The organism is Vibrio sp. Hal054 (assembly GCF_037162405.1).
Taxonomy (GTDB): domain Bacteria; phylum Pseudomonadota; class Gammaproteobacteria; order Enterobacterales; family Vibrionaceae; genus Vibrio; species Vibrio diazotrophicus.
The window spans coordinates 1,069,315-1,094,801 of the sequence record NZ_JARLUT010000001.1; the positions used below are offsets into that span (position 1 = coordinate 1,069,315).

The 25,487-nt window shown below is 42.9% G+C and carries 26 protein-coding genes; 11 read left to right on the forward strand and 15 right to left on the reverse strand.

From position 1 onward, the window contains the following. Positions 1 to 151: 151 nt before the first annotated feature. The 4 genes from panP to P4S58_RS04925 form a co-directional block, all read right to left on the reverse strand. Entirely contained in the window at positions 152 to 1,798 is a 1,647-nt protein-coding gene (gene panP, locus P4S58_RS04910; protein ID WP_042488263.1) for a pyridoxal-dependent aspartate 1-decarboxylase PanP, read from the reverse strand. Positions 1,799 to 1,923: 125 nt separating this feature from the next. Then, entirely contained in the window at positions 1,924 to 2,436 is a 513-nt protein-coding gene (locus P4S58_RS04915) for a hypothetical protein (protein WP_042488266.1), read from the reverse strand. Between the two features lie 134 nt (positions 2,437 to 2,570). Then, entirely contained in the window at positions 2,571 to 3,476 is a 906-nt protein-coding gene (locus tag P4S58_RS04920; RefSeq protein ID WP_042488269.1) for a lysine exporter LysO family protein, read from the reverse strand. A gap of 19 nt (positions 3,477 to 3,495) precedes the next feature. Then, complete coding sequence (locus tag P4S58_RS04925) at positions 3,496 to 4,416, reverse strand: HDOD domain-containing protein (protein ID WP_102954776.1); 921 nt, start codon at positions 4,414 to 4,416, stop codon at positions 3,496 to 3,498. Between the two features lie 372 nt (positions 4,417 to 4,788). Between P4S58_RS04925 and P4S58_RS04930 the strand changes: the two genes are divergently transcribed. After that, on the forward strand, positions 4,789 to 5,373 hold the full coding sequence (locus P4S58_RS04930; RefSeq protein ID WP_042488274.1) for a TfoX/Sxy family DNA transformation protein: 585 nt from the start codon (positions 4,789 to 4,791) through the stop codon (positions 5,371 to 5,373). A gap of 64 nt (positions 5,374 to 5,437) precedes the next feature. On the opposite strand, the gene P4S58_RS04935 is transcribed toward P4S58_RS04930, so the two are convergent. The 3 genes from P4S58_RS04935 to P4S58_RS04945 all read right to left on the reverse strand — a co-directional run bounded on the left by P4S58_RS04935 (position 5,438) and on the right by P4S58_RS04945 (position 8,622). Beyond that, positions 5,438 to 5,986 (reverse strand): hypothetical protein, encoded by a 549-nt coding sequence (locus P4S58_RS04935; RefSeq protein ID WP_042488276.1) that lies wholly within the window; start codon positions 5,984 to 5,986, stop codon positions 5,438 to 5,440. A gap of 187 nt (positions 5,987 to 6,173) precedes the next feature. After that, on the reverse strand, positions 6,174 to 6,671 hold the full coding sequence (locus P4S58_RS04940; RefSeq protein WP_102955199.1) for a response regulator: 498 nt from the start codon (positions 6,669 to 6,671) through the stop codon (positions 6,174 to 6,176). 13 nt (positions 6,672 to 6,684) lie between these two features. After that, entirely contained in the window at positions 6,685 to 8,622 is a 1,938-nt protein-coding gene (locus P4S58_RS04945; RefSeq protein WP_102955200.1) for an ATP-binding protein, read from the reverse strand. A gap of 212 nt (positions 8,623 to 8,834) precedes the next feature. Here P4S58_RS04945 and P4S58_RS04950 point away from each other — a divergent pair, with 212 nt between their 5' ends. Together P4S58_RS04950 and serC are read left to right on the forward strand one after the other, a co-directional pair. Further along, positions 8,835 to 10,100 carry a DUF945 family protein gene (locus P4S58_RS04950; protein WP_337163049.1) on the forward strand — a complete coding sequence of 422 codons (1,266 nt, stop codon included), beginning with the start codon at positions 8,835 to 8,837 and terminating at the stop codon, positions 10,098 to 10,100. A gap of 138 nt (positions 10,101 to 10,238) precedes the next feature. Then, positions 10,239 to 11,333, forward strand: coding sequence for a 3-phosphoserine/phosphohydroxythreonine transaminase (serC, locus tag P4S58_RS04955; protein WP_180980122.1), 1,095 nt, complete (start codon positions 10,239 to 10,241; stop codon positions 11,331 to 11,333). Between the two features lie 97 nt (positions 11,334 to 11,430). Here the strand turns inward: serC and P4S58_RS04960 are convergent, their stop codons facing one another. Next, on the reverse strand, positions 11,431 to 13,791 hold the full coding sequence (locus tag P4S58_RS04960) for a YgiQ family radical SAM protein (protein ID WP_102965580.1): 2,361 nt from the start codon (positions 13,789 to 13,791) through the stop codon (positions 11,431 to 11,433). Between the two features lie 172 nt (positions 13,792 to 13,963). Here P4S58_RS04960 and P4S58_RS04965 point away from each other — a divergent pair, with 172 nt between their 5' ends. Then, positions 13,964 to 14,647 (forward strand): hypothetical protein, encoded by a 684-nt coding sequence (locus P4S58_RS04965; RefSeq protein WP_102969327.1) that lies wholly within the window; start codon positions 13,964 to 13,966, stop codon positions 14,645 to 14,647. Positions 14,648 to 14,738: 91 nt separating this feature from the next. After that, positions 14,739 to 14,939: a DUF4250 domain-containing protein gene (locus tag P4S58_RS04970; protein WP_042488289.1), complete on the forward strand. Its 201-nt coding sequence runs from the start codon at positions 14,739 to 14,741 to the stop codon at positions 14,937 to 14,939. 14 nt (positions 14,940 to 14,953) lie between these two features. Here the strand turns inward: P4S58_RS04970 and metR are convergent, their stop codons facing one another. After that, positions 14,954 to 15,865 carry an HTH-type transcriptional regulator MetR gene (metR, locus tag P4S58_RS04975; RefSeq protein ID WP_042488292.1) on the reverse strand — a complete coding sequence of 304 codons (912 nt, stop codon included), beginning with the start codon at positions 15,863 to 15,865 and terminating at the stop codon, positions 14,954 to 14,956. Positions 15,866 to 16,201: 336 nt separating this feature from the next. Here metR and parM point away from each other — a divergent pair, with 336 nt between their 5' ends. Together parM and P4S58_RS04985 are read left to right on the forward strand one after the other, a co-directional pair. After that, complete coding sequence (gene parM / locus P4S58_RS04980; protein ID WP_102969326.1) at positions 16,202 to 17,233, forward strand: plasmid segregation protein ParM domain-containing protein; 1,032 nt, start codon at positions 16,202 to 16,204, stop codon at positions 17,231 to 17,233. After that, positions 17,226 to 18,281 carry a hypothetical protein gene (locus P4S58_RS04985; protein WP_258006782.1) on the forward strand — a complete coding sequence of 352 codons (1,056 nt, stop codon included), beginning with the start codon at positions 17,226 to 17,228 and terminating at the stop codon, positions 18,279 to 18,281. Before parM ends, P4S58_RS04985 begins: the two co-directional genes overlap by 8 nt. A gap of 151 nt (positions 18,282 to 18,432) precedes the next feature. Here the strand turns inward: P4S58_RS04985 and flhB are convergent, their stop codons facing one another. From flhB to P4S58_RS05015, 6 genes are read right to left on the reverse strand one after another with little or no spacing between them, the layout of a single operon-like run. Beyond that, a complete protein-coding gene (flhB, locus tag P4S58_RS04990) occupies positions 18,433 to 19,551 on the reverse strand; it encodes a flagellar biosynthesis protein FlhB (RefSeq protein WP_102969325.1) in 1,119 nt (372 codons plus the stop codon). Next, on the reverse strand, positions 19,552 to 20,325 hold the full coding sequence (gene fliR, locus P4S58_RS04995; protein WP_102969324.1) for a flagellar biosynthetic protein FliR: 774 nt from the start codon (positions 20,323 to 20,325) through the stop codon (positions 19,552 to 19,554). A 15-nt stretch (positions 20,326 to 20,340) separates the two neighbouring features. After that, positions 20,341 to 20,610, reverse strand: a complete 270-nt coding sequence (locus P4S58_RS05000) for a flagellar biosynthetic protein FliQ (protein WP_102969323.1) — start codon at positions 20,608 to 20,610, stop codon at positions 20,341 to 20,343. 3 nt (positions 20,611 to 20,613) lie between these two features. After that, a complete protein-coding gene (gene fliP, locus P4S58_RS05005) occupies positions 20,614 to 21,366 on the reverse strand; it encodes a flagellar type III secretion system pore protein FliP (RefSeq protein WP_102965584.1) in 753 nt (250 codons plus the stop codon). Next, positions 21,359 to 21,727 carry a FliM/FliN family flagellar motor switch protein gene (locus tag P4S58_RS05010; RefSeq protein WP_102962650.1) on the reverse strand — a complete coding sequence of 123 codons (369 nt, stop codon included), beginning with the start codon at positions 21,725 to 21,727 and terminating at the stop codon, positions 21,359 to 21,361. The genes fliP and P4S58_RS05010 overlap by 8 nt, the downstream gene beginning before the upstream one ends. After that, positions 21,720 to 22,493: a FliM/FliN family flagellar motor switch protein gene (locus P4S58_RS05015; protein ID WP_337163055.1), complete on the reverse strand. Its 774-nt coding sequence runs from the start codon at positions 22,491 to 22,493 to the stop codon at positions 21,720 to 21,722. The genes P4S58_RS05010 and P4S58_RS05015 overlap by 8 nt, the downstream gene beginning before the upstream one ends. A gap of 272 nt (positions 22,494 to 22,765) precedes the next feature. On the opposite strand from P4S58_RS05015, the gene P4S58_RS05020 reads away from it, so the two are divergent. The 4 genes from P4S58_RS05020 to flgE are packed head-to-tail and all read left to right on the forward strand — an operon-like array spanning position 22,766 to position 25,486. Next, positions 22,766 to 23,113 (forward strand): flagellar basal body protein, encoded by a 348-nt coding sequence (locus P4S58_RS05020; protein ID WP_102969381.1) that lies wholly within the window; start codon positions 22,766 to 22,768, stop codon positions 23,111 to 23,113. 42 nt (positions 23,114 to 23,155) lie between these two features. Then, complete coding sequence (gene flgC, locus P4S58_RS05025) at positions 23,156 to 23,581, forward strand: flagellar basal body rod protein FlgC (RefSeq protein WP_102965586.1); 426 nt, start codon at positions 23,156 to 23,158, stop codon at positions 23,579 to 23,581. 3 nt (positions 23,582 to 23,584) lie between these two features. Next, positions 23,585 to 24,274 (forward strand): flagellar hook capping FlgD N-terminal domain-containing protein, encoded by a 690-nt coding sequence (locus tag P4S58_RS05030; protein ID WP_102962646.1) that lies wholly within the window; start codon positions 23,585 to 23,587, stop codon positions 24,272 to 24,274. 15 nt (positions 24,275 to 24,289) lie between these two features. Continuing rightward, positions 24,290 to 25,486, forward strand: a complete 1,197-nt coding sequence (gene flgE, locus P4S58_RS05035; RefSeq protein WP_102962645.1) for a flagellar hook protein FlgE — start codon at positions 24,290 to 24,292, stop codon at positions 25,484 to 25,486. Position 25,487 lies beyond the last annotated feature (1 nt).

A 25,487-nucleotide genomic window follows, 5' to 3' on the forward strand; every position in this document is an offset into this window, starting at 1 on the left:
TGAGAATATGACAAGCCTCAAACTAAAAATTAAAAAAAACTACAGTTTTTAGCTGTGATTTATCGATATTGGAGAATATTAGCGAGTGAATGATGAGAAAGTTACAGCAAATCGAAAGTAATTTTCAATTTCACTGTAACTTTCAAAGCTTTTACGCGCTTAGGATACTTTGCGCCATCTGTTCAATTTGACGCATTAAGTTAGGCGCCTGTTGAACTATCTTACGTTGTTCATCTAGCACCGAATGCAGAATATCATGCGTCGTTAACGGATTTGCTAACACCACACGGAAAACGATCGTATTAAGTTGATCCCAACATTTTGGATTTAACTGAGTACGTGATACGAATGATTTACCCGTTTCACGTTGAGTTTTTTGCACAAACTTGGTCAACTCATTGAGCAATTCATTAAGAGCGAGCTTCTGCTTAGCATCCGCTTTTTCTAATGCCTGTTTAATATGTGCTGGCAAATAACGATATGTCAGAAGGCATAGTTCTGGTTCTGATACCAACTCAAAATCCGGTTGAGCTTTAATTAAATCAGCAAAATAGCGTGCTTTAGCGATACTTTGGTCGATCAGAAGTTCATAACCAGCTCGGCTAATAATGTGCATGCTTGCATAAACCAGCATTGCCATACCCGAGCGAGAACCTTCTAATGTATGACTACCGAGATCTTTTGAGCCTTTACGCAAGATATATTGAGCGTGGTGTTCAATCGACTTCATCGCGTCAGGGTCTTTAAACAACACCATACCCGCCCCCATAGGGATGTAGAGCTGTTTATGGGCATCAATCGTTACTGAATCCGCCAGTTCGATACCGTCGAGTAGGTGACGGTGGTTATTCGACATTAATGTCGCGCCGCCCCAAGCTGCATCGATGTGGAAGTGGCAGCCTTCGTCTTGGCAAACTTTCGCAATTTCTCTTAATGGGTCGATATTACCTGTTTCGGTCGTACCAGCGACACCAATAACCGCAAACGGTTTGATGTTTTGTTGTTTAAGCTGGGCGATTTTATCTTGTAGGTCTTTAGGGCAGATGCGGTTGTTATCCGCAGTTTTTACGGACACTAAGCCTTCTTGCCCGATACCAAGAACATCTGCTGCCTTCTTGAGAGAGTAGTGACCACGTTCGGAAACGAGAACAGCCAAGCCTTCATAACCATAATGCTTCATGGCTTTGAACAGCCCTTCTTTTTCTACGCCTTTAAAGCTGCCTTGCGCTTTTAATGCTTTGTTGCGTGCGACCCAAAGTGCAGTGATGTTGGCGATGGTTCCGCCAGAGCAGAAAGCACCTAAAGAATGTTCTGCACTGTGCATCCAAGAGGAGTAGAAGCCGTCATCACGGTTGTAAATCAAGCGATGTAACATACCTAAAACCTGACGCTCTAAAGGCGTGAAAGCTTTCGATGTTTCAATTTTTACCAAGTTTTGGTTTAAGGCAATCATGATTTTTGACAGCGGCATTAAGAAGTAAGGCAAAGCCGACGTCATATGACCAATAAAACTTGGTGAAGCGGTATGAACAGAGTGAGACACAAGGGTGTCTAGCAGATGTTGCGTATGATCAGACACAAATTCCGGCTGCTCCGGAATGTGAGCATCGGAGAAATCTTTTTCGATATCTTTGAGAGATTTCTCTTCGGCAACGATATGCTCTCGCAAAAACTTGTTTAAATTGCGTGAGAGTTCTTCTTCTATTCTGGTCAGCGTTGAGTCTGGCCCTTCTGGTACGGTGAAGATTCGAAGCAGAGATTCGAAATTCGCATCAGCGGTTCTTTGTTCTGATACCATGTCGCGTCTATATATAGTTGTAGTTTTAGGGTTGCAGCGGGACAATCTAAACGAAAACGGGACTAATGTCCCGTCTTAATTCGGAAAGCCTAAATTACGAAAATTATGAGCTAAAAAATGTACTTTTACTTACATTCAATTTTTTCTAGTTTCGCAATCGCATTATTGTAACGGTTAAGCGCAGTGTCGATTTGTTTCGGGTGGCTTAAAAGCTCTGCAAATGCGGAACGTAACTCATAATTTTTTTCGTGCGGTTTTGATTGGCGATCATCGAAGGTGGTTTTGGCGATTTTTCCTAGCTCATCACTGCGTGATGCCAGTACTTTAATGTCGTGTTGTTCAAGCTTTAACCAAGCTTCAACAGGTTGGCTTGTTGCTACTTTTGATGCATCGTTATCCAGATAGTAGTGTACTGCTGCACGGTTAAGCTCGAAGTGGTTTTTACGACCTTCTAGAAACCATTGGCTAACATCCGCCAGCTCTGGGTAACTATCTGTAGTGAGTTGTGCAAGATCCTCATACCACCCTAAAGAAGCATCAATGTATGCGTCATACTTACCAGCGAAGCACTGATTATCTGCGGCAGCCGCACTTAGAGAAGTAGCGGAAAGAAGTAGTGTGGATAGAAGGCGTTTCATAACTGTTCCTTTGTTAACTATTGTTATTATGCTCTCGCGGGCCTTGTTTTGACGCGCTGGCATTTCTTTTTTATGTTGGGCTGACAAATTCGTCTTTTATAAGCGTTGCATAATGTACATAAATTCTCATGCAATTAGTGCGAGAGAGATACAAAAAATAGCATCAAAACTGGAACGAGCAAGCTTAGTATAAATCCGCTGACGATAGCGACAGGAACACAACGAACTCCCCCGGTAGTTTGAATCACCGGAAGCGTAAAGTCCATCGCCGTTGCGCCAGCATATCCAATCGATGTGCAAGGCATACGGCCAATAAACATAGGGATAAGAACTAAAGATATCAGTTCGCGCAGCAATTCAATCAGGAAAGATGCACCACCAAAAACAGGGCCGAATGCATCGCCCATCAGAATGCCTGCTAAAGAATACCAGCCGAAACCTGATGCCATCGCAAGCCCTTGGTAGAGAGAAATATCCAAAATGAATGAAGCGATTACGCCGCCAACAAGGCTAGTGACGACGATGACACTGGCGATAACCATGCCATGTTTATTCAGCAAAATTTGACCAAGCGATAAGCCACTATTTCTTAACTGAATGCCAATAAAGAACAGCAGAACAAATAGAATCCACTCACTTGCGGTGTCTACCCAACTCAGATCAAAGCCAAGTACGATACCTATGACTAATCCTCCTCCGACAACTAAAATCAGCTTTGCAGATTCCAGAGCCATTCGGGATAGAGGTAATTTGGTGTGGCTAACATCGGTTTCTAATGGCAGAAGTTTATCGACAAATGGCAAAACAGCTAGGTTGCAGCTACCAATCACGAGGAAGAACACCGCTGTATATTTAATGATGAGCTGTAAGTTGTCACCCAGATTGTCTAGAGATGCAAGACTTAATCCCATAAGGAATAAGATGACATAAACAAGCGATGCAGTCGCACTGTTGAGTTTTGCTAGCCAATTTTTATTGTCAATAGAGAACAGATACCCCACCACAAGTGGGGCAAAGATAAACAACATCCCTGAAAGCATACATTCCTCGAAATAAGGTCTAGAAACCGCTGGCGTTTATAACCGCTCTAAGTTTTGAATTAAATTCCATATCGCTAAGATTGCTCAGGTTAAAGAGAACTTCCGCACCAGTCGTATTGATTTCTACTTCGTGATCATCAATAGCATCGTCTTGTTTTCTAAACATAAGCAAGTGGTTTGATATTCGTGCTACATCAAGGTAACTGACTTCGAAAGAATGTTCCACACTTTGTTTGTTGCAACATACGTCTAAAAAGTCAGCATCGAAGCCCCAATGCTTTAATACCAAATGACTGGTGTCTGAACAGCGGGAGTGAAAAATCTGTAGAGCAATGTCTTGATTAAGGTAGTTACCGTTTTCCAGATACTGATGGTACTCGTTGACCAAGCAAAACAATCCAATGTCAGCCAGTAAACCAACAAGCAGGGATTTTTCCTGCTCCAGATGATGATAGTGTTCCGGGTCGAGTTCTTTAAAGGCCTGTGTTACCAACACCATGGTCGCACCCAACTCCCGAGAAACGGTAGCACTGTGGATCAATATGTTGTTGCACTCTTTACTCAAGTTTGTGGCGTGTTTTAACTGCTCAATAGCTTGAGCTGTCACGATATCTCTAACGCGCAAAATACCTAGTCGTGAAACGGCAGTGGTCAAGTCATTGCAGGTAATATTACGGCGGTTAAAAATCACGGAGTTCGCAATGCGAATCACAACGGCGGCAAGGCTAGGATCATCGGCAAGGCAATTTGCTACATCAGAAACTGTGGTCGATTCTTGTGACGACATTTTTTGTATTTGCAATACCACATCTGGTATCGGTGGGAGGGTAATTCTCCCTGTATTGATCGAGGTTTCTACAAGTTTCGCAAACTCGCTCTCGACTCCCTTGATCAGAAGTTGTTTGTTGTCTGGAAGCCAGTAAAAAGATAAGTGATTCATAAAAATTATTAGTAGGCAGAAGTCGGCATATTTTAACTTTCGCTAATGTGTATAAGCAACCGATTCCCTCTCAGTGCCGCTAATTTCTTCTATTGCAAGTCGAAAATCGGAATGTGGAAGGAATTTTTAAATCTTAAATACTTAAAAACGTACCAATGCGAGTCGATTCTCATTTTTGATAAATAAAAAGTGGTCGAGTGTGAGATATGCCCTGACTTAATTCGCTTCGTTAACTATCATAGTCAAATAACAAAGTAGGTATCCTCATAGCTATGAGGTGCTAATAATTAAATCATTAATTTTATTCGCTAAATTGTACTGCTATCTGGTGATCTTTCTTAATCGGGGAATTTGATTAAAGGGTCAATGACTATGGTAGAGCGAACATTTTTCGACTATGTAAATAAGTTTGGTGAAAGCCAACAGCGTTCAATGTTTGGTGGTATAGGTTTATTCCAAGAAGATGCTATGTATGCGTTGTTAACTAACGATTGCATATATATCCGCGGTGGAGAGGAGTTAGACGATCAGTTAACCGCGTTAGGTTGTGAAAAGTACCGTCATGTGAAGAAGCAAACTGTAGCGACAGTTAACTACTATGACATCACAGACCTTTACTCGAGTAATTATCAAGAATTAGATGCCATTGTTGGCACGTCAATTAAAAACGCAGTTTCTCAACGTGTTGTGCAAAAGTCGTCGCTGAACCGTCGTCTGCGCGATTTGCCTAACATGCAGCTTACATTGGAGAGAATGGTTAAAAAATCCGGTGTCGATGATGTAGATACATTTATAAAGCTAGGTGCTCCAACGGTGTTTAATAAAGTTTGTCAGACCTATGGTAATGACGTTGATATTAAACTGTTGTGGAAATTTGCTGGGGCGATTGAAGGGATTCATTGGAAACTACTGCAAGAGCCTCGTAAACGTCAGTTATTAGAGAGTTGCCAGCGTTAATCCAATTAAAAAGCCGAAGTGTTAAACTTCGGCTTTTCTTTTTCATGTGGCTACTAGATTCAAATTAAAGCTTGAAGCGAGTAGTAAACATAATTTGGTCACCATAAGAGTCGTTGAAACGAGCTTCAGCACCAATTGAGAATAACTCTGTTGAGTGGAATCGTGCGTAGAAAGAAGCAATCCAGTCATCGTTGTCTTCAATTGAAACGTAACCGCCTTTACCACCCACTTCAAGTTGTGGACCTAACCATTGGCGAATACCCAAATTTAGCTCCATACCAGTATCTGCACTTGCGCCGTCTTTTTTATCTTCAATGCGGAAAAGCATTTCACCAGTGAAATCAGCCCAGTTATTTACTGGTGCATGGAAGCCAAAACCGGCAGCGGCAGCGTAATCGCTCTCAAGTTCAGAATCGATTCGGCCAATTACGTGAGCATTTGGGTGAATTGATTTGCTGATACCAGCACCAAAAGTCATTGGGCTCGCACCAATTCGAGCTTCTGCATAGTCATAACTAAAGTTGCTCATAATTGATGGGCTGTTACGGTCAACTTCGGCTAAGCTTTGTCCCGAAGCAATTAGTAGTGCTGCTGCAATGATTGTTTTACGCATAGTTACGGTAAACCTGTTTTTATCGTTAATTCCATGGTTTTAAAGAAGGATTCACACTTGCTCCTGAATCCAGCTTCAACTCTTTTGACATCATAAAGCATTGATGTATAGAGAAACCATCAAAAAATGTCATAGTTTTGTCGTTTGTAGAATTCTAGCAATTTAAATGCCAGCTTATTAGAGAAGGTTACTCTCCAAAATCCATACGCTTCTCTGCGATAGCGTTGAGTATTTTCTCGGTATCCAGAACTCTCACCCAAGGCATAAGATCTTTCTCATTTTCAATTACATAGTGGGTAAGCTGTTCTTTAACTACTTGTCTCAGTTGTTCGCCCATCCATGGCTTAGCAATAAAAAAGTCTAGACTTGCATGGTTAACCGCTTCTACGGTGTCGTTGAGTCCGGCTTGCCCTGTTAACAAAACCTTACGAGTTTTTGCTGTATCTGGTTCATCATTCAGTTCAATTAAAAAACTAATTCCGGTCTGTTCTGGCATGATGTGGTCACATAGGATCAATGCTAATGCGACTTCTTGCTCGCGGTAGTCTTCAATAACTGACTTGGCTTCGCTAACAGACTGTGCTGCTTCAACAATGAAGTTTTCTTCAAAGCAATCAATATCCTGCATGACGCTATCAAGTACTTCTCGTTCATCATCGACACATAAAATCATGAATTTGTTCATGTTATTTTCCTTATTAATCAGTGCTGGCGAGGAGTAAAGGAAGCCATACTCGCATGTTTGTGTATTCGCCGAGCTTAGACTCGACGTCAATCCAGCCGTTATGTTGATGCATAATTTGCTGGCAAATAGAAAGCCCAATACCTAAGCCAAAATTACCTTCACGTTTCGTTGTGTAATTGAGTTCGAAAATCTTTTCTCTGGTTTCTTCTGAAATACCGTGCCCGTTATCTTTGAAGCTAACAACGGCATAGGTTTGCCCGTCTTTCTCTCCTAAATAAGAGTGTATTTCTAACACTCCTCTGTCAGGGAAAGCGTCTATCGCGTTAGAAATCAAGTTCGTCCACACTTGTTGAAGTGCAATTGGTAGGCAGCGCACGGGCGGGATAGATGAATACTCTTTAACTAATTTATGAAGTTTCAATCGGTTTTCAAAAATGACCAGCGTATCCTCGATACCTTCATGGATGTCAACCACATGGAAGGTTTCATCATCCGCTCGTGCATAGCCTTTTAGGCTCTTAACCATATCGGTAATTCTTTGCGCGCACACCTTGATGGAGCGAAGAGTGCTGCCCGTCAGATGGTAGCGCTCTAATGATTCCAAGTTCTTCAACATGGCATCCGGATTTGATTTGGCCTGTTTGATGGACTCTTCGTTATTATTAAGGCCAAGTTTAACCATTTTCTTAGCGAGAAGACGGTTGTGTATTTGGTTTTCCAGCAGTTTAGCGAGCTCACGTTCTTCTGAAGTCGACATCGGTTTTGCCGCCAGAGCTGCTTTGAGCATTTGTGAGCCTTGGTGATTGGTTGCTGAATCAGCGTATGACTCGACAATATTTTCAATATTATTGGAGAGAGTGTCGGTGCCGCGCAAAATTGCTGACACTGGGTTATTGAGTTCATGGGCAACACCGGCGACTAACTGCCCAAGCATCGCCATTTTTTCACCTTCAATTAATTGTTGATGCGCAGATTCCAGTGATTCGAGGGTTTCTTGTAACTGTATTTTGGTGTTGATGCTTCTTTGTAAGCGTCGATTGAAGTGACGCAATAACAGGTTGGTAAAAAGCGGCAATAAGCTGGTGTTGGTGTGCATGACTTTGGCAAATACATCTCTGTCTAGTTTAATCACCTCAGTTTTAGTCAACGTGATTGCGGTAGAGAAGGAGTTTTCGCCAGTCACAAATGACATCCCTCCAACGATATTCCCTTTTTGGTGCCTAACGACCTCGCGCTGTTGACCATGTTTATCTTTTTTATAAAGAGCAACTTCTCCTTCAGTGATAAACCATAAAAAGCGGTTTTCCTGACCTTCGACAGTGAGCAAGTGCTCGGCGGAATATGTCCGACAAGCCTTAGTGTCATCGTGCTTATCAAAAAACTGATATAACGCGCCAATGACCTGATCAGCGAGTTCAGCGTCGGTTAACTGATGGTACTCAGAGATAAAACCTTGCCGGTAAGAGTGCATTTTGTTGTCGATATGTGAACGCAAAAGCCTTTGCTGATCAAGAACACTGCTGTAGTGAAGCGCGTTATCTTTGTCATTTTCTAACACATAGGTGGTGAGTTCTTGGACGACAGTTTTATAAAGCACGTTATCTTGCAGGGGCTTAGTTAAGCAGTAATCCAGTCGACCTTCATTGACAGCACTGACGATCGCCTGAATATCTTGACCGCAACTGATTAGAACTTTACGAGCAGTCTTGGTGTTGTCCATTCTGTCCAGATGAATCAAAAAGTCCGCACCGTTTAAATTCTCGTTATGGCTGGCGATGACTAACGCTACCGTTTGATTCTGAGATTCCAGATACTCCAGCGCCTGCTGAGCTTCTTCAAAAGAATCGGCGGTATGAAGGTCAAACTTAGTGGCGAACGAGCGCAGTTCATGTCGCCATTGTTCGATACTAATAGGGTTGTTATCTAAGCAGAGTAGGGCGTATTGATTCACGTTGCTCTCATCATATTGAAATCTGACAGCATTACTCTATCAAGTGAGCGCAAAACGAACTGAGAGCGAGGTTTTAGAATGCTAAATCAGCGGCAACTATCGACTCATATTCTGGAAGGACAAACACTTTTACAATCAATTCACTAAGTGCCGCCTTGAGCTCGTTGAACCTTGTCGGTAGACTGCATGAAACAGGATAGGAACCTACTTATATGAAAAAACTAAAATTAATTGGTGCAGTTGGTGGCGCAGTCTCGCTGGCGTTATGTTGGCCTCTAGCTGTGGGACAAATTGGTCAGAATGTGATTAGCGATGGCTTAAAACACGTCAGCAATAACGATATCTCTGCAGAACTGATCAGTTATGACCGTGGTTACCTGTCTTCGCATGCGCAAACACGTTTTACTGTTACCAACCCGGTTCTTAAACTGCAAATGCAGCACGAAGGTTTACCAACAGAAGTTATCGTGGACAGCGATATTCGACATGGGCTGGCGAGTATTTCATCTGTGTCGACGTTTCCTGATTATCCAGAGTCGCCGCTGGTGGTTAACAGTACCACGCAACTGAATGGAAACACCCGTTTCTTTTCCACACTAGATAACTGGCATTATCAAAGTGAAGGCCCAGATTCTGTAGCGATTTCTATTCTATCTTCTCAAGTAACGGGCACTGTTACAGCTTTGGGACAAATGGATTTCAACGTTACTATCCCGTCTATTGCTTTGAATTTTGAAACTGGCGAGAACATGTTGATTTCTGATTTCTCAGGCCAAGGTAATGGTAAACAAGATTCAGGATTTTGGATTGGAAAGCAAAACATCACACTCGGAAGTTTAAATGTTGACGATGGTCTGGGTTCGACTCTGTTTTCTGCCGAGAGTACTTCATATCAGTTTGAGTCTGAGTTCAACACTGAAAAATCGCGTTTTACCAGCAATCATAAGATGAATGTTGGCAAGGTTATGGTTGATGACGGTGAAGTGAACAATGTTCAACTCGATTTCACTTTGGGTGACGCAGACCGTGAGGCTTTCCTTGCACTGTCAAACATCTATCAAAGTAATCCCTATTTAGAAGCGGAAGACCTTGAAAAAGCGATGCCACACGTTGATTCACTATTTTCTAAAGGGTTCTTTGTTAGCATCAAACCTTTTGCTCTTAATCTTGGCGAGGGGGAGTTTTCGTCAAAAATGACGCTTAACATTCCTGAAGGCACCAATGACGTACAGAAAGACCCGAGTGTGATTATGTCTGCGTTAACGGGTGATCTTGAAGCGTTTGTATCGAATCAACTGGTTGAAGATTACCCTTCTATCCAACAGGGCGTGGATGAGCTACTTATGATGGAGATGATGACGCAAGACGACATTGGCTATCAATTAAAAGCAGATATAAAGGAAGGGAATATTGTTTTCTCCAATGGTCATAAGGTTCCTCTTTTTGCTCTGTTTATGTATGGAATGATGGCGCGTTAATCCGTTATGACATTCTAAAGTCTTTGAAATTTAGATTAGTTGAAGAAAAGAGGTCGAAAGACCTCTTTTCTTGCTTTTTATCCGATGAAAAAAGTGGTATTAATCACACTCATCATCGATAGCAGGAGCAAGGAACACATGGAGCCGAAAACGGACACTGTTTACAACTTTAGTGCTGGTCCAGCAGCGTTACCAAAAGCCGTGATGGAAAAAGCACAGGCTGAGTTTGTTAATTGGAACGGCATGGGCGTTTCGGTTATGGAAATTAGCCACCGCAGCAAACCTTTCATTAAGGTGGCAGAAGAAGCAGAGCAGGATTTGCGCGATCTTCTAAATATCCCAGACAACTATAAAGTACTATTTTGCCAAGGTGGCGCACGTGCACAATTTGCAGCTGTGCCTCTGAACCTGATGGGTAACGCGAAGAAAGCAACCTATATTGATGGTGGATACTGGGCAGAAAGCGCAGTTAAAGAAGCAAAAAAATATTGCGAAACAGATGTTTTTGACGCGAAAGTAGAAAAAGACGGCAAAATTGCTATTTTACCAGCAAGCGAGTGGAAGATTGATCCAGAAGCGGCATATGTTCACTTCTGTCCAAACGAAACCATTGACGGTATCGAGATTAACGATTTACCAGTAACGGATAAACCAATCGTTGCTGACATGTCTTCAACGATTCTTTCTCGTGAAATTGATGTCTCGAAATATGGTGTTATCTACGCGGGTGCGCAGAAAAATATTGGCCCTGCGGGTATTTGTATCGCGATTGTACGAGATGATTTGCTAGAGCTAGCAAGTGACCTTGTTCCAGGCATCCTGAACTACAAACTGTTGGCAGAACAAGATTCAATGTTCAACACGCCACCGACTTACGCTTGGTATCTATCAGGCTTGGTATTCAAGTGGTTAAAAGAGCAGGGTGGCGTGAAAGCGATTGAGAAAATCAACCGTGAAAAAGCAGCACTGCTTTATGACTATGTTGATTCATCTGATTTCTACCGCAACGGGATTCACCCAGACAACCGTTCTCTAATGAACGTGCCATTCCAGTTAGCGAAGCCTGAACTAGACGGTACTTTCCTTGAATTAGCTGAAGCTCGTGGTTTAACTTCACTGAAAGGTCACCGTGTTGTAGGTGGTATGCGTGCATCAATCTATAACGCAATGACGCTTGAAGGTGTTCAAGCACTTGTTTCGTTTATGAAAGAGTTTGAAGAGCAGTACGCGTAATTCGCGTTAGTTTCTGCTTATAAAAACCAACAGATAATTGACTAAAAAGCGCAGCCTGAGAGCTGCGCTTTTTTATGCTTTGCTGTTCACCAACGCTTTATTGCGTACGTTGAGAAGGTCGGTTCTGCCCTTTGCCTTTGTTTGCATTTGGTCGAGCGCTGCTTTGCGGGCGGCCGTTACCTTGACCTTGTGGACGACTGCTGCCTTGTGAACTGCCGTAGGAACCTTTTGCACCGGATTTGTTGTTGCCCGATGCTTTGTTTCCTCGTGGGTTATCGCCACGATTGTTCTCTTTACGGCCATTTTCACCACGACCGCTATCACCACGACTATTGTCACCACGAAGTGCATCAAATCCCGGTTGTGACTTGGTATGCTTAGTAGCAAATCGGTTTGAACCGTGACGACCTGACTTACGACGTTGTGCTGGCGTTAATTTGTCACCATCTTCAGCAGGGACTAAACAGTTAGGTTTATCACCAATCAAATGTTTCTTGCCCATGTTGATTAGAGCTTCGCGGATCAGCGGCCAGTTTAGTGGGTCGTGATAGCGAAGAAGCGCTTTGTGCAAACGTCTTTGACGATCACCTTTCGGTACAGTGACATCTTCACGTTTTTTGTATTTCACACGTTTTAAAGGGTTCACTTCAGAGTGATACATCGCCGTCGCGTTACACATTGGTGATGGGTAGAAGTTCTGTACTTGGTCACACTCGTAATTATGGCTTTTTAGCCATAGCGCCAAGTTCACCATATCTTCATCTTCTGTACCTGGGTGAGCAGAGATGAAATAAGGAATTAAGTATTGCTTCTTGCCAGCTTCAGCACTGTATTTATCAAACATTTCTTTGAAACGGTCGAATGTACCCATACCCGGTTTCATCATCAGATCAAGCGGGCTCTTTTCCGTATGCTCTGGAGCAATTTTCAGATAGCCACCTACGTGGTGAGTCACAAGCTCTTTGACATATTCAGGTGACTCAATGGCGAGGTCGTAGCGAACACCAGACGCAATCATCACTTTCTTAATGCCTTCCACTTTACGCGCTTCACGATATAAATCGATGGTGTGCTTGTGGTCGGTATTGAGTTTATGACAGATGCCCGGGAACACACAGGAAGGTCGACGACAGTTGGCTTCCGCTTTAGGATCTGAACAACCTAAACGGTACATGTTTGCTGTTGGGCCACCTAAATCCGAGATAGTGCCAGTAAAGCCCGGTACTTTATCGCGGATCTCTTTGAGTTCGTTGATGATCGATTCTTTCGAACGGTTCTGAATGATTCGACCTTCGTGTTCCGTAATAGAACAGAAAGAACAGCCACCAAAACATCCACGCATAATGTTGACTGACGTTTTAATCATGTCATACGCAGGGATCTTATCTTTGCCGTATTTAGGATGCGGTACACGTGCATACGGCAGATCAAACACATAATCCATCTCTTCGGTGGACAATGGGATTGGTGCTTGGTTAACCCAAAGCTCACGGTTGCCGTGGCTTTGAATCAGAGCACGGCCTGAATACGGGTTAGTCTCTAAATGCAGTACGCGGCTTGCATGAGCATAAAGAATACGGTCATTAATCAGTTTCTCGTAAGAAGGCAAACGCACAGCTGTGGTTTTTGAATCATGACGGGAAGGGCGAACGGTAATCGGCTTCGCTTCTTCTTCCTCTTTCTTGGTTTCACATTGTGTTTCAACTTCGTACGGGTTAGTCGGTATAAATGGCGTACTTGGTTTATCAATTCTTGATGAATCAATAACCTTGAAACCTTCAGGTACTGACGCAAGGTTTATTGCTGTGCCGCGTACGTTAGTCAGATCGCTGATTGATTCGCCGTCAGCTAAGCGGTGTGCCACTTCTACCAGAGCGCGTTCTGCGTTACCAAATAACAGAATGTCGGCTTTCGCATCAAATAGCACTGAACGGCGAACTTTGTCTGACCAATAGTCATAGTGCGCAACACGACGCAGGCTTGCTTCAATACCACCCAGTACAATTGGCACATCTTTATAAGCTTCACGACAACGCTGAGAGTAAACCAGTGTTGCACGATCAGGACGCTTACCGCCTTCATTGTTCGGAGTGTAGGCATCATCATGACGCAATTTTCTGTCTGACGTGTAACGGTTGATCATCGAGTCCATGTTGCCTGCTGTAACGCCGAAGAATAAGTTCGGTTTACCCAGCGCCATAAACGCGTCTTTATTTTGCCATTCTGGTTGCGCAATGATGCCGACGCGGAAACCTTGTGCTTCCAACAGACGACCAATGATAGCCATACCAAAACTTGGGTGATCAACATAAGCGTCACCGGTCACAATGATAATGTCGCAGCTATCCCATCCAAGCGCATCCATCTCTTTACGGCTGGTAGGTAAAAAGCGTGCGGTACCGAAGCATTCTGCCCAGTACTTTTTGTGTTGATGGATAGGAGTAATATCGCTGTACATATTTTGACCTTGTATTTGAGAGGTGCGCATTATAGCGGCTTGAAGATGGAGTATCTAGCGGAACATCACCTCATCTTTGTTGGGGATTTTGTTAAGTCTACAGAGATAGGAAAGAGAACTGCGCTTTGCTATTATCGCCCTCTATTAAAACTTGGCTCACTTATTTGAAATTATGGTTTATTCACTACTTTCTGTTTTCGCTCCTATGCTTTTGGGCGCTCAAATTATTCTGACGATGATTTTGGTCAAAGGTGATATTTGTCCGGGTCAACGTGGGCGCATACATAAGATATTGCCTTCAATAGGTGTGCTTTGGTTGGCCATCGCTTCGATTAAGATTGAAGCATTTTTAGTGGTATTTGCCATTTTTTACTTCTATTCCCGAGTGCAGACGACCAAAACTCGTGATGAAGGACCTATTTGGGTTCTTTATCTGGCTAACGGTTTATCACTGGCATATGTCGGTGTATTGATTAGTGAAGCGGCAAGCTGGAGTGCTTCTTTATCACTGTTCATGATGATATTTCTGCTTGGCTCGGTATTCGCGAACATGCTTTTGTCCATTGCTCGTAGCCGACTAGATGCGTTTCATCGTATTCTGCCTGTGGTAGGAATTTTGTCTGCAATGGCTACAACGTTGTGCATTGTTCCATTTGCTTACTCACTTGAAAGCGAACAGTTAGCCGAGTTAACCATGCCATTGATCATCAGTTTCAGTTTACTGATTGCCGGTATCGTTTTTTGGAGCTGGCATATTATTACGGCCAAGAAGCCGGAGAAAGGTCAGTTAGCGGTCGCATTTTTGCTGGTGTTGTTGGCGAGCACAGGTTTTCACAGTCTCTATCTGATTCAATAATCAGAATTTAGCTCCCTGGAGCAAAATCACTTTTCTTGTGTGAAATCCCGACTAGGCTTAATAGGTGGGTTTTGTTCAAAGGAGTGCTGATATGGATCTGAGCAATGTTAATAAGCTGGACAGTATTATTCTCTTAGGCATAGTGAATGAGAAGCTACGCTTGGAGTGTGACAGCTTAGATGAGCTGGTTTCCACTTATGAAATGGATGTTGAAAGCGTGGTTGGTAAATTGAGTCATCTTGGCTTTCGCTATGATCCATTAACCAACCAGTTCAAATCATCAGGTCGTTAAGTTTGATCGCATTTTTAAGCCATCTTGATTCCGTCAAGGTGGCTTTTACATTGCTGTTTTGCCGTTGCAAAGAATGTTTGTAAGTAGCGTTTGTCTTTATCGCTATTACGCACCGCCGCAAACAGTCGACGCCATAAGCCATTGCCCAATGGTTTACTGGTGATCAATCCCTGACGCGAAAACTCGCTGATGGCCCAATTAGGTAGAGCAGCAACGCCTAAGCCTGCCGACACCATCTGTACCAACATCAATGTATTATCTGCTTGTTTCCATTTTGCTGGCTCTACACCTGCGGGGTGTAAGAAGTGTTTCACTACATCTAAACGCTGCTTCTGCACTGGGTAGCTCAACAGTGTTTGTTCTGCCAAATCTTCTGGTGCAATAGACTCTTTGATGGCGAGAGGATGGTTGGTTGCAGTGATTAAGCGCATTTCGAAATCAAACAGAGGCTCATAGTGCACTTCTGAGCGCGGAAGAATGTCGGAAGTAATCACTAAGTCCAGTTCGCCAGCAAGCAGTGCCGGCAGAGGCTCAAAACCGAAGCCAGATGAAAAGTCTAACGCGACACTTGGCCAAGCCACTTGATACTCTCTTAACGCGGGCATAAGCCATTGGAAACAGGAATGGCACTCAATCGCCATATGCAGCCTGCCGTTCACGTCTTCTTTTAAGCTCGCTAGCTCATTTTCCCCTTTGGCGATTCTCGGCAGAATATCATCGGCAAGCTTTAACAGTATTTCACCCTCGGAAGTAAACTTTACCGGTCTTGTTTTTCGTAAGAAAAGTTGGCTACCAAGTCTCGCTTCCAGGTCTTTAATCTGATGAGAAAGGGCTGATTGAGTCAAATGGAGTGAAGTCGCTGTTGACGTCAATGATCCTGTGTCTCTCAGCGAAGCAATCGTTCTTAAATGTTTTAGCTCTATCATGAGATTTCCTCATCATTCCGTAAGCATCATGAATTTAAAAACTAACTTACGCCCTTTCTTTGGAGCTGTAAACATCTAGACGTCTATTTTAAATTTAAATGGCATGTCAGTTAAGGCTGTAAGCGTGTAGGTTTTGCATTGTGAGGCTTTTCTTATTTTGCTGTCATCCTAGAGGTTTGAGTTTATGTGGTTGAAATAAAGTAAAATAAAAACAATTAGTTAAGTTTGTTTTTGGGTGGTTTTGATATTTTGCTGAAGTTAGGTTAATCGGCAGTGCTTCAGTTAACATCCGCCTTCGCTCCTATTTAGTTGGTTTTTTATCTTAAGGTTACACACATGACTAATACTTTGATGAAATTTGCTGTTGATGATGGTTCAACAAACGTAAAAGTAAGTTGGTTGGCTGACGGTGAAATTAAAAGTTTGGTGTCACCAAACTCATTTAGAAAAGATTGGAAGAGTGCAGCGTTAAGAAACGATAAAAAAGTCTACAACTACACTATTGATGGCTTTAAATACACTTACGATGCAACGTCTGATAAAGCATTAGAAACAACGCACGTTGATTATCAGTATGATGATTTGAACTTACTGGCGGTGCATCATGCACTTCTTCAAACAGGTTTAGAGCCTTGTAACGTTTCTCTGGTTGTGACTTTACCGATCACTGAATACTACCGTTTTGAAGATTGCCAGAAGAATGAGAAGAACATTGAACGTAAACGCCAAAACTTGATGCGTGAAATATCACTCAACAAAGGTAAAACGTTCAACGTGGTTGAAGTAGAGGTGATGCCGGAAAGTTTACCTGCGGTGTTATCAACACTCGTAAACTCTAACTGCAATGAATTTACGCGCTCTCTTGTGATCGATTTAGGCGGTACAACCCTGGACATGGGTATTGTTGTCGGTGAGTTTGACGAAGTGTCAGGCGTATATGGCAACAACGAAATCGGCGTATCTATGGTGACCAACACCGTTCGCAAAGCATTAGCGTTTGCAGACAGTGACTCAAGCTACCTTGTAGCAAATGAACTTATCCGCCGTCGCCACGATGATGAATTTGCGTCAGAAGTGATTAACGATGAATCTCAAATCGAGATGGTTCGTGAAAAAATGAATGCTAAAATTCATGAGCTTGGTAAGCAAGTTGTTACTGAAGCGAAGAAGTTTGCTAAAAATCCGAACCGCGTTTACCTCGTGGGTGGCGGTGCAACCCTCATTTATGATGCAGTGAAAGGTGCGTATCCAACATTAGGTGACCGAGTCATCCTTGTTGATAACGCTCAGTCCGCGTTGGCTCAAGAAATGTGCTTGTATCATGCAGATGAAAACAACAGCAACGTAGAGGAAGCTGTTGATGAATAAGCGCTTCAAACGCGTATCTCTGGCGATCTACCTCGACCCGCTGCAATCTATCCCTGATAGTTTTGCCTACAATACGTTTATTGGCTGGTCGAAAAAACGTAAAGAACTCGCGGCGGATTCTACCGCTGCGATGGAGCTGCACCAGTTAGTCCACATCCATAAAGATATTTATATGAGTGGCATGTTTCTGCATTGTTTAAAACCAGAACTGGCGACCAGTTTTGCGATGGCATTGTCTAACGATTCAATTACCGAGCAGTCGCTTCTGGACATTCTGAAGGTGCATCAGATTCAACCTCATGGTGTCCAAAGTCGAGTGGAAGAAGGCGCGTCAACGGAAAGCATGACTTTTGATGTTGATTCAGTGATTGATAATGTTTCATCTAAGATTGAACATTTGCTTGAATTGAAACTGTCAGAGCATTTCTCTCAGATAGATTTTTCTGCCAATGCCACACCGTCCGTCCCTGACTTCACTCATATTACTGAACATATGAGTTCTCAGTTGGCGCAGCATCAGCAATCATTAGTCGAGCATATTGCTGCTCATTCCAACACTCAGTTTGAAAGCAAGATAGACGCACAGGCGTTAAGCCAAGAAATTGTCAACTCGATGAGTGGCAAATTCGCAGAGAATGAAAAAGCACTTCGTGACCTGATCACGCTAATGCCGAGTTCAAGCTCAAATGACATTGATACTTTGGCACTGAGCCAAGATATCGCTTCCATCATTAGTAGTCAGTTAATTGAACACCAAAAGCAGCTGATGGGCGGTTCCTTATCAAGTTCCCAGCTAGCTTCTGTTGATCAACAAGCTCTCAGTCATGATATTGCGAAAGCAATTGGCGATAAACTCGATCACAGCCAGCAAATTGCCGAGCTTAAGAGCGTGGTGACTCAGCAAAACACACTGATTAATCAGTTGATGCAACAGATTAAACAGCAGGGCGGGTTAGTTGCAACACCTGCCAATTTTGCTGAACCTCAGGAGTCTGTAGAGGAACGTTTGGAGAAAGTACAACGCCTGAAAAAGAAAGGCGTGTTTTAATCTCTCCCATCTTAAAGTCGCGTTAATACTAAAAAGCCAGCCTGTGAGTGCTGGCTTTTTGCTGTCTGCTCGAAACCAACTCAGATGGTGGTGACGGATGACAACAAAACGACGCGAGTATTTAAAGGCGAATAGTCTAATAACGAATAACTTAATAGCGAATATTTTCAGGAATTGTAAAGCTTGGTAGCTTGTTTGGTTTGGCTTGTTGGCCCTTGCGCCATGCTTGTAGTTGTTGAACGTATTTCAGGATTTGTGCCACAGCAAGATATAACTGATTTGGAACCATCTGGTTGACTTGCGTTGTGTGGTAAATAGAACGAGTGATTTCGGGAACGACTAACACTTCAATTTCATGTTTGTCTGCCAAAGAGCGAATGTAGAACGCAACTTCGTCTTTGCCTTTGGCGACGACAAACGGAGCTTCTGCTTTTTCGATATCGTATTTAAGCGCGACAGCATAATGAGTCGGGTTCATTAATACTACGTCCGCAGTTGGTACCATTTTGTTGGCTGAGTTGCGAGCGTATTGCATTTGAATTTGACGTCTGCGCCCTTTGACTTCTGGGCTACCTTCTTGCTGCTTATGCTCTTGTTTTAACTCTTCTTTGGACATCATCATCTGCTTGCTAAACGTCATTTTTTGATAGGGGACGTCGATCAAACCGAAAATCACGGCAACGGAAATCAACATGATGACAAGCGTTATTAGGTTACCAAAAGCAATTTGTGTCACCGTCTGAAATGACGCTCTGACAAGGCCACTAATAATCCCGACGTTGTTGTTAAGTGTGGTGTAGAGCAGGAACAAAATGATGGCGATTTTTACCACACTCTTGAGAAACTCAACGAAGGTCTGTTTAGAGAAAATACGTTTAATACCAGAGGCCGGATTGATCTTAGAGAACTTCGGACTGATTTGTTTGAAGTTGAAGTTGAAACCGCCAAGAACACTACTTGCGCCGACAGCTGTCAGTGTTATGAACAACATCATTGGTGCAAACAACTTAATAATAACGAACAAGGATTGGGCCAGAAGTTCTAGGCTAGGCTCTATGTCGAATATGGTTGTTGAATCAAAGGTAAAAGCCGTTTCAAACAGCAGAAAGATAGAGCGCTTGAGCTCTGCGCCATACATATAGAAATAGCTGACGCCGACGATCATACAAATCGCAGTCGTAAACTCTTTGGCTCGTGCAATTTGGCCTTCTGCGCGCGCTTTGGTGAGCTTCTGGCTACTGGCCTGTTCGGTTTTATCCCCTTGACTCATTTATAGACTCAACACGTAATTCATGTGGTCACGCATTTCGCTGACCAGATCAAAGAAAATATCACCGACACCAAAGATAGACAGCATCAAGGCAAACATGCCCAGCAACATGGTCATCGGGAAACCTAATGTAAAAATGTTCAATGAAGGCGCAATCTTGCCCAGAAAACCAAAAGTAACGTTACTTAGCATCATGGTTAACATGGCAGGGATGGCAATAATCAGCGCAGAAGAGAACATCCAGCCGAACATGGTGAGTACATGCTTGATGCCTTCAAATGGATACACGGTATCAAATGGCCAGTGACGGAAACTATCGACAAAGATATCCAGAATGATCAAATGGGCGTCCAAAGAAAGCAATAACAACATTGCTGTGATATTGAATATACGAGCGGTGATTGGCACACTGGCGCCGCTGCTAGGGTCGTTCATCACTGCCATAGCAAGACCCATTTGCATAGAGACCGCCTGCCCGCCAATACTGAATATGTTCATGAACAGCAATACAACCATGCCCAGAATGAAGCCAAAGCTAAACTGGTAAATGGCAAACACATAGGCTTGGATAGAAAACGGATTGAATGACGGAACGCTATCAATAATGCCGGCACACATGATCGAGAAGATCATGGGAAGCAGAATTCTTACCATGACAGGAATACGTGTGTCGCCAAAGAAAGGCACCACCAGAAAGAAGCCGGCAAAGCGCACGAATGGCCACCAAACAAAGCCAAGCCATTCCGTAATCTGCGTGAAGGTAAGATCGAGCATACTAGAGCCGCGCTTTTACTGAGCCAGAGTCGGCACAGTGAAGAAAATGTACTCGAAAAACTCAGACACTTGCATCAGAAGCCAATGGCCCGCAAAAATGATGCTCAGCATAGTAATAATCAGACGCGGAAAGAAGCTGAGCGTTTGCTCGTTGATCTGAGTGACGGCTTGCAAAACAGCAACCAGTAAACCGACTAACAGACTCGGTACAATCAGTACCGATACCATAGAAACAACAACCCATAATGCTCGTGCGACAATGGTTACTGACATTTCAGGAGTCATTATCTAGCCTCCTATCCAGAAGCTTTGTGACAAGCTACCCAGCAACATTCCCCAGCCATCAACGACAACAAATATTAGCAGTTTAAATGGTAGTGACACGATCAATGGTGAAAGCATCATCATACCCATAGACATCAATACGGATGCCACAACAAGGTCGATGATTAGAAATGGCAAAAACACCATAAAGCCAATCTGGAATGCAATTTTCAGTTCACTCAGTACGTAAGCCGGTAGCAGCACCAAAAACGGAATGTCTTCAGGTTTATCTGCTAAAGGTTCGTCTGCGATTTTGGTGACTTGTTCAAGAGTTTGGGTTTGCGTTTGCGCTAACATATATTCACGCAAAGGAACGCTGCCTCTTTGTAGAGCATCGACTAAGGTGATTTCATTATTGGCATAAGGTTGGTAGGCATTGTCGTAAATGTCTGTCCAAACCGGACGCATAATCAGAATACTAAAGATCAAAGCAAGGCCGACCAATACTTGGTTTGGTGGCGACTGCTGCAAACCGAGCGCTTGTCTTAAAATACCCAATACAATGATGATGCGTGTAAAGCAGGTACACATGATGATAAATGCTGGAATAAAGCTCAGCATCGTCATCAAAATGAGGATTTGCAGTTTTACCGAGTATTCACTGGAGCCTGAAGCATCATTGATGGTAAACAGGCTCAGTTCTGGCTCTGCTGCTGCTATGTTAGGCAACAATAAAAAAAGGATGACTGTTAGCCATCCTAAAAGCTTTTTATTCATGGCTTCCACTATCGACTAGAGACAAAACTTGAACACCGTATTTGCCATCCTTAGTGATAATGCTTCCTGTACCAAATAAAACACCGTTGATCTTGATATCAACGGGTTCGCCTTCATGCTTATCCAGCATGACAACAGAAGAAGGTTCAATTGCCATCACTTCTTTCAAAGGAAGGCTGCGTCTTGAAACTTCTACTGTCACTTCAACAGGAATGTCGCGAATCATACCAATGTTTGACTTGCTTGTTGGTGCATCTAACGTGTTAGGTGCTTTATTCGATGTTAACGCTGAATCCTGTGCATCGAAATCCAGGTCATCGTTTAGCAGGTCAAGATCATCTAGTTGGTCTAAATCACTCATACTTCACTCCAAATTGAGCATGTTCATCAATGACAAGTTGACCTTTAAATAGAGTGTTGCCACTTACTTTCACGTCAATTTGTTCAGGTTTTTGCAAATCGATAACGTCCCCGACAGAGATGGTATCAAGTGCATCAATAGATAATTCTGTTTTCATCAGAATGGCGCTGATATCAACGGGCACTTGATTCAATGTTGCGACGACATCTTTCTGTGTAAATGGTTTGTATTTTCTTAAACCATTTGAAAAATATTTCAACGATTCTTCACTGAAGGTAATAAACATGTCTTCATGTATATTACCGACAATAAGTTCGCAATTAATTCTAATGTCATTGTGTTTAATCTTTTCACATTGAATTGTTTTTATCTTTTCGTTAGGAAATAAACAATTAATTATTTTACTTACAAAACGTTCAAAAAATTTACTGTGTGAAATTGTAATTGAGTTTATGCCCACATTACTATCTGAACTATTTGTAGGAATATTCAGATGTTTGCAAAATAATATATCCAAAGCACTGATGGATAAAGAAAAAGAAATAATGCCGATATTACTTATATCAAGGCATATTTCGTGTAAGTCTTCTTCAGAAGAGCCTTCCTCTCGTGGCTCAACTTCGACGGATACACCATTAAAGGTACCACGTAGCTGACGTTTAATTACGTTCGCATGTTCTTGAAGAAACTCAATAATCCTTTTTTTATGGCAATTTTCGGATTGCCAATATCGGTTATTGCGATATGTTGCATGAAAATACTCCAAAGAACTAAACCGAATTATAGGGTTCGGTAATAGGCGGGCGATTATACATAAGCGCAATATTACTTCAAATGAAAAACAGCCCATTATTCTTAATATATTGCTATGTAAGGATTGTTAGGAAGATCTACGAAGGAGTTTGGGACTATTCCTACATTCGAAATGATTCCATTTATTTATAATGCAGATCATTAATGTTGAATGTTTTATTTTCAGGTTATGAATGCATTGCAGAAATAACCATGAATGCATTATTAGGATTTTATTGTAGCGCCATGATTAGTTTAGACGATGCTTTAGGGATACACCCTACAATGCTGCAATTTCGAACTGAACGTACCTCGGTACTTGCTTCGAATATTGCGAACGTAGATACGCCTAATTACAAAGCAAAGGACGTTACGTTTAATGCGGTAATGTCTGAAATTGGCGGCGTATCTTCGACCCGTATTCAAACCGATACGATGTACAGAATACCAGTGCAACGTTCTCGAGACGGAAACACAGTAGAGCTTCAATCTGAACAAGCTCGATTTGCTCAAAACAGTATGGAATACCATCAGAGTTTGCAGTTTTTAAAGTCGAAAGTATCAGGCTTAAAACGAGCGATTGAAGGTCAATAAGGTTCTGAAACAGAACCATAAGTAATTTATTTAAGGGGCACCATGTCTTTTAACGGCATTTACGAAACATCCGGTTCAGCTATGACGGCTCAAACCATTCGTTTGAATACAATCTCTAGTAACTTGGCGAACGCTGATTCGGTCGCAAGTAACCCAAACGATGTGTACAAGCCATTAAAGCCAGTTTTTTCTGCAGCGTTTAACTCGCTGTCTGCAGCACAAAAAGATCAAGGTCTGGTACCTGTAAAAATTGCAGATGTGATTGAGTTGGATGGTCTGGCACAAACTCGCTATGAGCCAAATAACCCTTTGGCCAATGATCAAGGATACGTTTACCACACGGGAATAAACGTGGTGAATGAAATGGCAGACATGATGTCCTCAACACGCAGTTTTGAAGCGAACGTTGAAGTGCTTAACAACGTGAAATCAATGCAGCAATCTTTGATGCGTATTTGGGAGGTGTAATCGATGGCAACTGTAGTAGCTGGTGCAGACACTAGCGTCACCGTTCAATCGGCAACAACTTCCGCTTCCGCTGTTGTAACCAATCAGAACAGCGCGGATGCATTGTATAACCAATTTATTACCTTAATGGTGGCACAGGTTCAGAACCAAGATCCGTTGAATCCTGCTGACGGTACGGAATACGTATCTCAGCTAGCGACGTTTGCTCAGGTGCAAAGTACTGAGAACATGGTGACGATTCTTAACAACAACGCCATCATGATGGACAACTTACAAGTACTGACGACCGCAGATTTGGTGGGGCAAACTGTGTCTGTCCGCACGGATACACTACAAGCGGATGGCAGCACTGTTTACGACGGCTCTATTGAGCTGACATCGCCATCTAACACGGTAACGCTTGAACTGACTGATGAACAAGGCAACGTGACCAACATTGCTTTGGGCAGCCATTCTTCTGGCAAAGTCGATTTTTCTATTGATACAGCTGAGTTAGGTCTTGAAGGCAAGTACAGCATGAATGTACTGCTCGATGAAGGCCAAACTTACACACCTAATATTACGCTAAACGGAACTGTTGAAATGGTCTCTATCCCATCTACGGGTGGTGCTAGTGTCTTGACTATCAACGGCATTGGCGACATTCCATTTTACGAAATTGCCTCTTTTGGGCAGAAAAGTAACAACAGTTAATTAAGAGAGTATTTTATGAGTTTTAATATTGCCCTAAGCGGTCTAAATGCCTCTAACCAAGAGCTAAATACCATTTCAAATAACATCGCTAACTCATCAACGACGGGCTTTAAAGAGTCTCGTACCGAGTTTGGCTCTGTATATAACGGTGGCCAAGCGGGTGGTGTGCAAGTGAATGGCATCAGCCAGAACTTTGATTCTTTAGGCTCAATCGCAGGTACTGGTCGTTCGTTAGATATGGCGTTAACGGGCGGCGGCTTTTTCGTTATCCAAGAAGGTAACGGTCAGATGAGCTATACCCGTAACGGCGCATTCTCTATGGATGCGAATGGCTACATTGTTTCCAATACTGGCGGTAGCCTACAAGGGTATCAAGTGGATGGAAATAATAACTTACTAGAAGGTTCAGTGGGTAACCTGAAGATTGACAGTGCTTCACTGCCAGCGAAAGCAACGGATAGCATGACATTTACGTCAAACCTGGATTCTCGCTCAGAGGTTGTTGATACGGCGACTTATCCGTTTGACCCTTCAGATTCAAATTCTTACACCAACTCATATACGACTCCAGTTTATGACTCATTGGGTAACGAGCACACACTGACTCAGTATTTTGTAAAAACTGCTGACAACGAATGGTCGATTCACTCTGTTGTTGATGGTGATACCACGAATGTCATTACTGAATCACCCGTAACCTTTGACACTACAGGTAAGCTGACATCAAACCCGTCATACACAGTGACGGCAAATGCAGCGGGGGCAAACCCACTGGATATCACTATCGACATTTCAAAACTCAGCCAGTACGGCAGTGACTTTGTGGTTTCTCAAAACAGCGCGAATGGTTACACCGCTGGTGATTTTGCGGATATCCGTATCGAATCAAACGGTATGGTTTATGCGACATATAGCAATGGTCAGTCTCTGCTTCAAGGCCAGTTAGTTCTTGCAAACTTCACTGCGCCGCAAGAACTACTACAAACATCAAACACGTCTTGGACGCAAACTTTCGCGTCAGGCAATCCTGTGTACGGCGTACCAGGTACCGGTCAATTTGGTGAACTTGCTTCTGGTGCGCTTGAAAGCTCAAACGTTGATTTAACTTCTGAGCTGGTAAGCCTGATGACCGCGCAACGTAACTACCAAGCGAACACCAAAACGATTTCTACATCAGATCAACTGATGCAGTCGCTATTTAACGCGGTTTAAT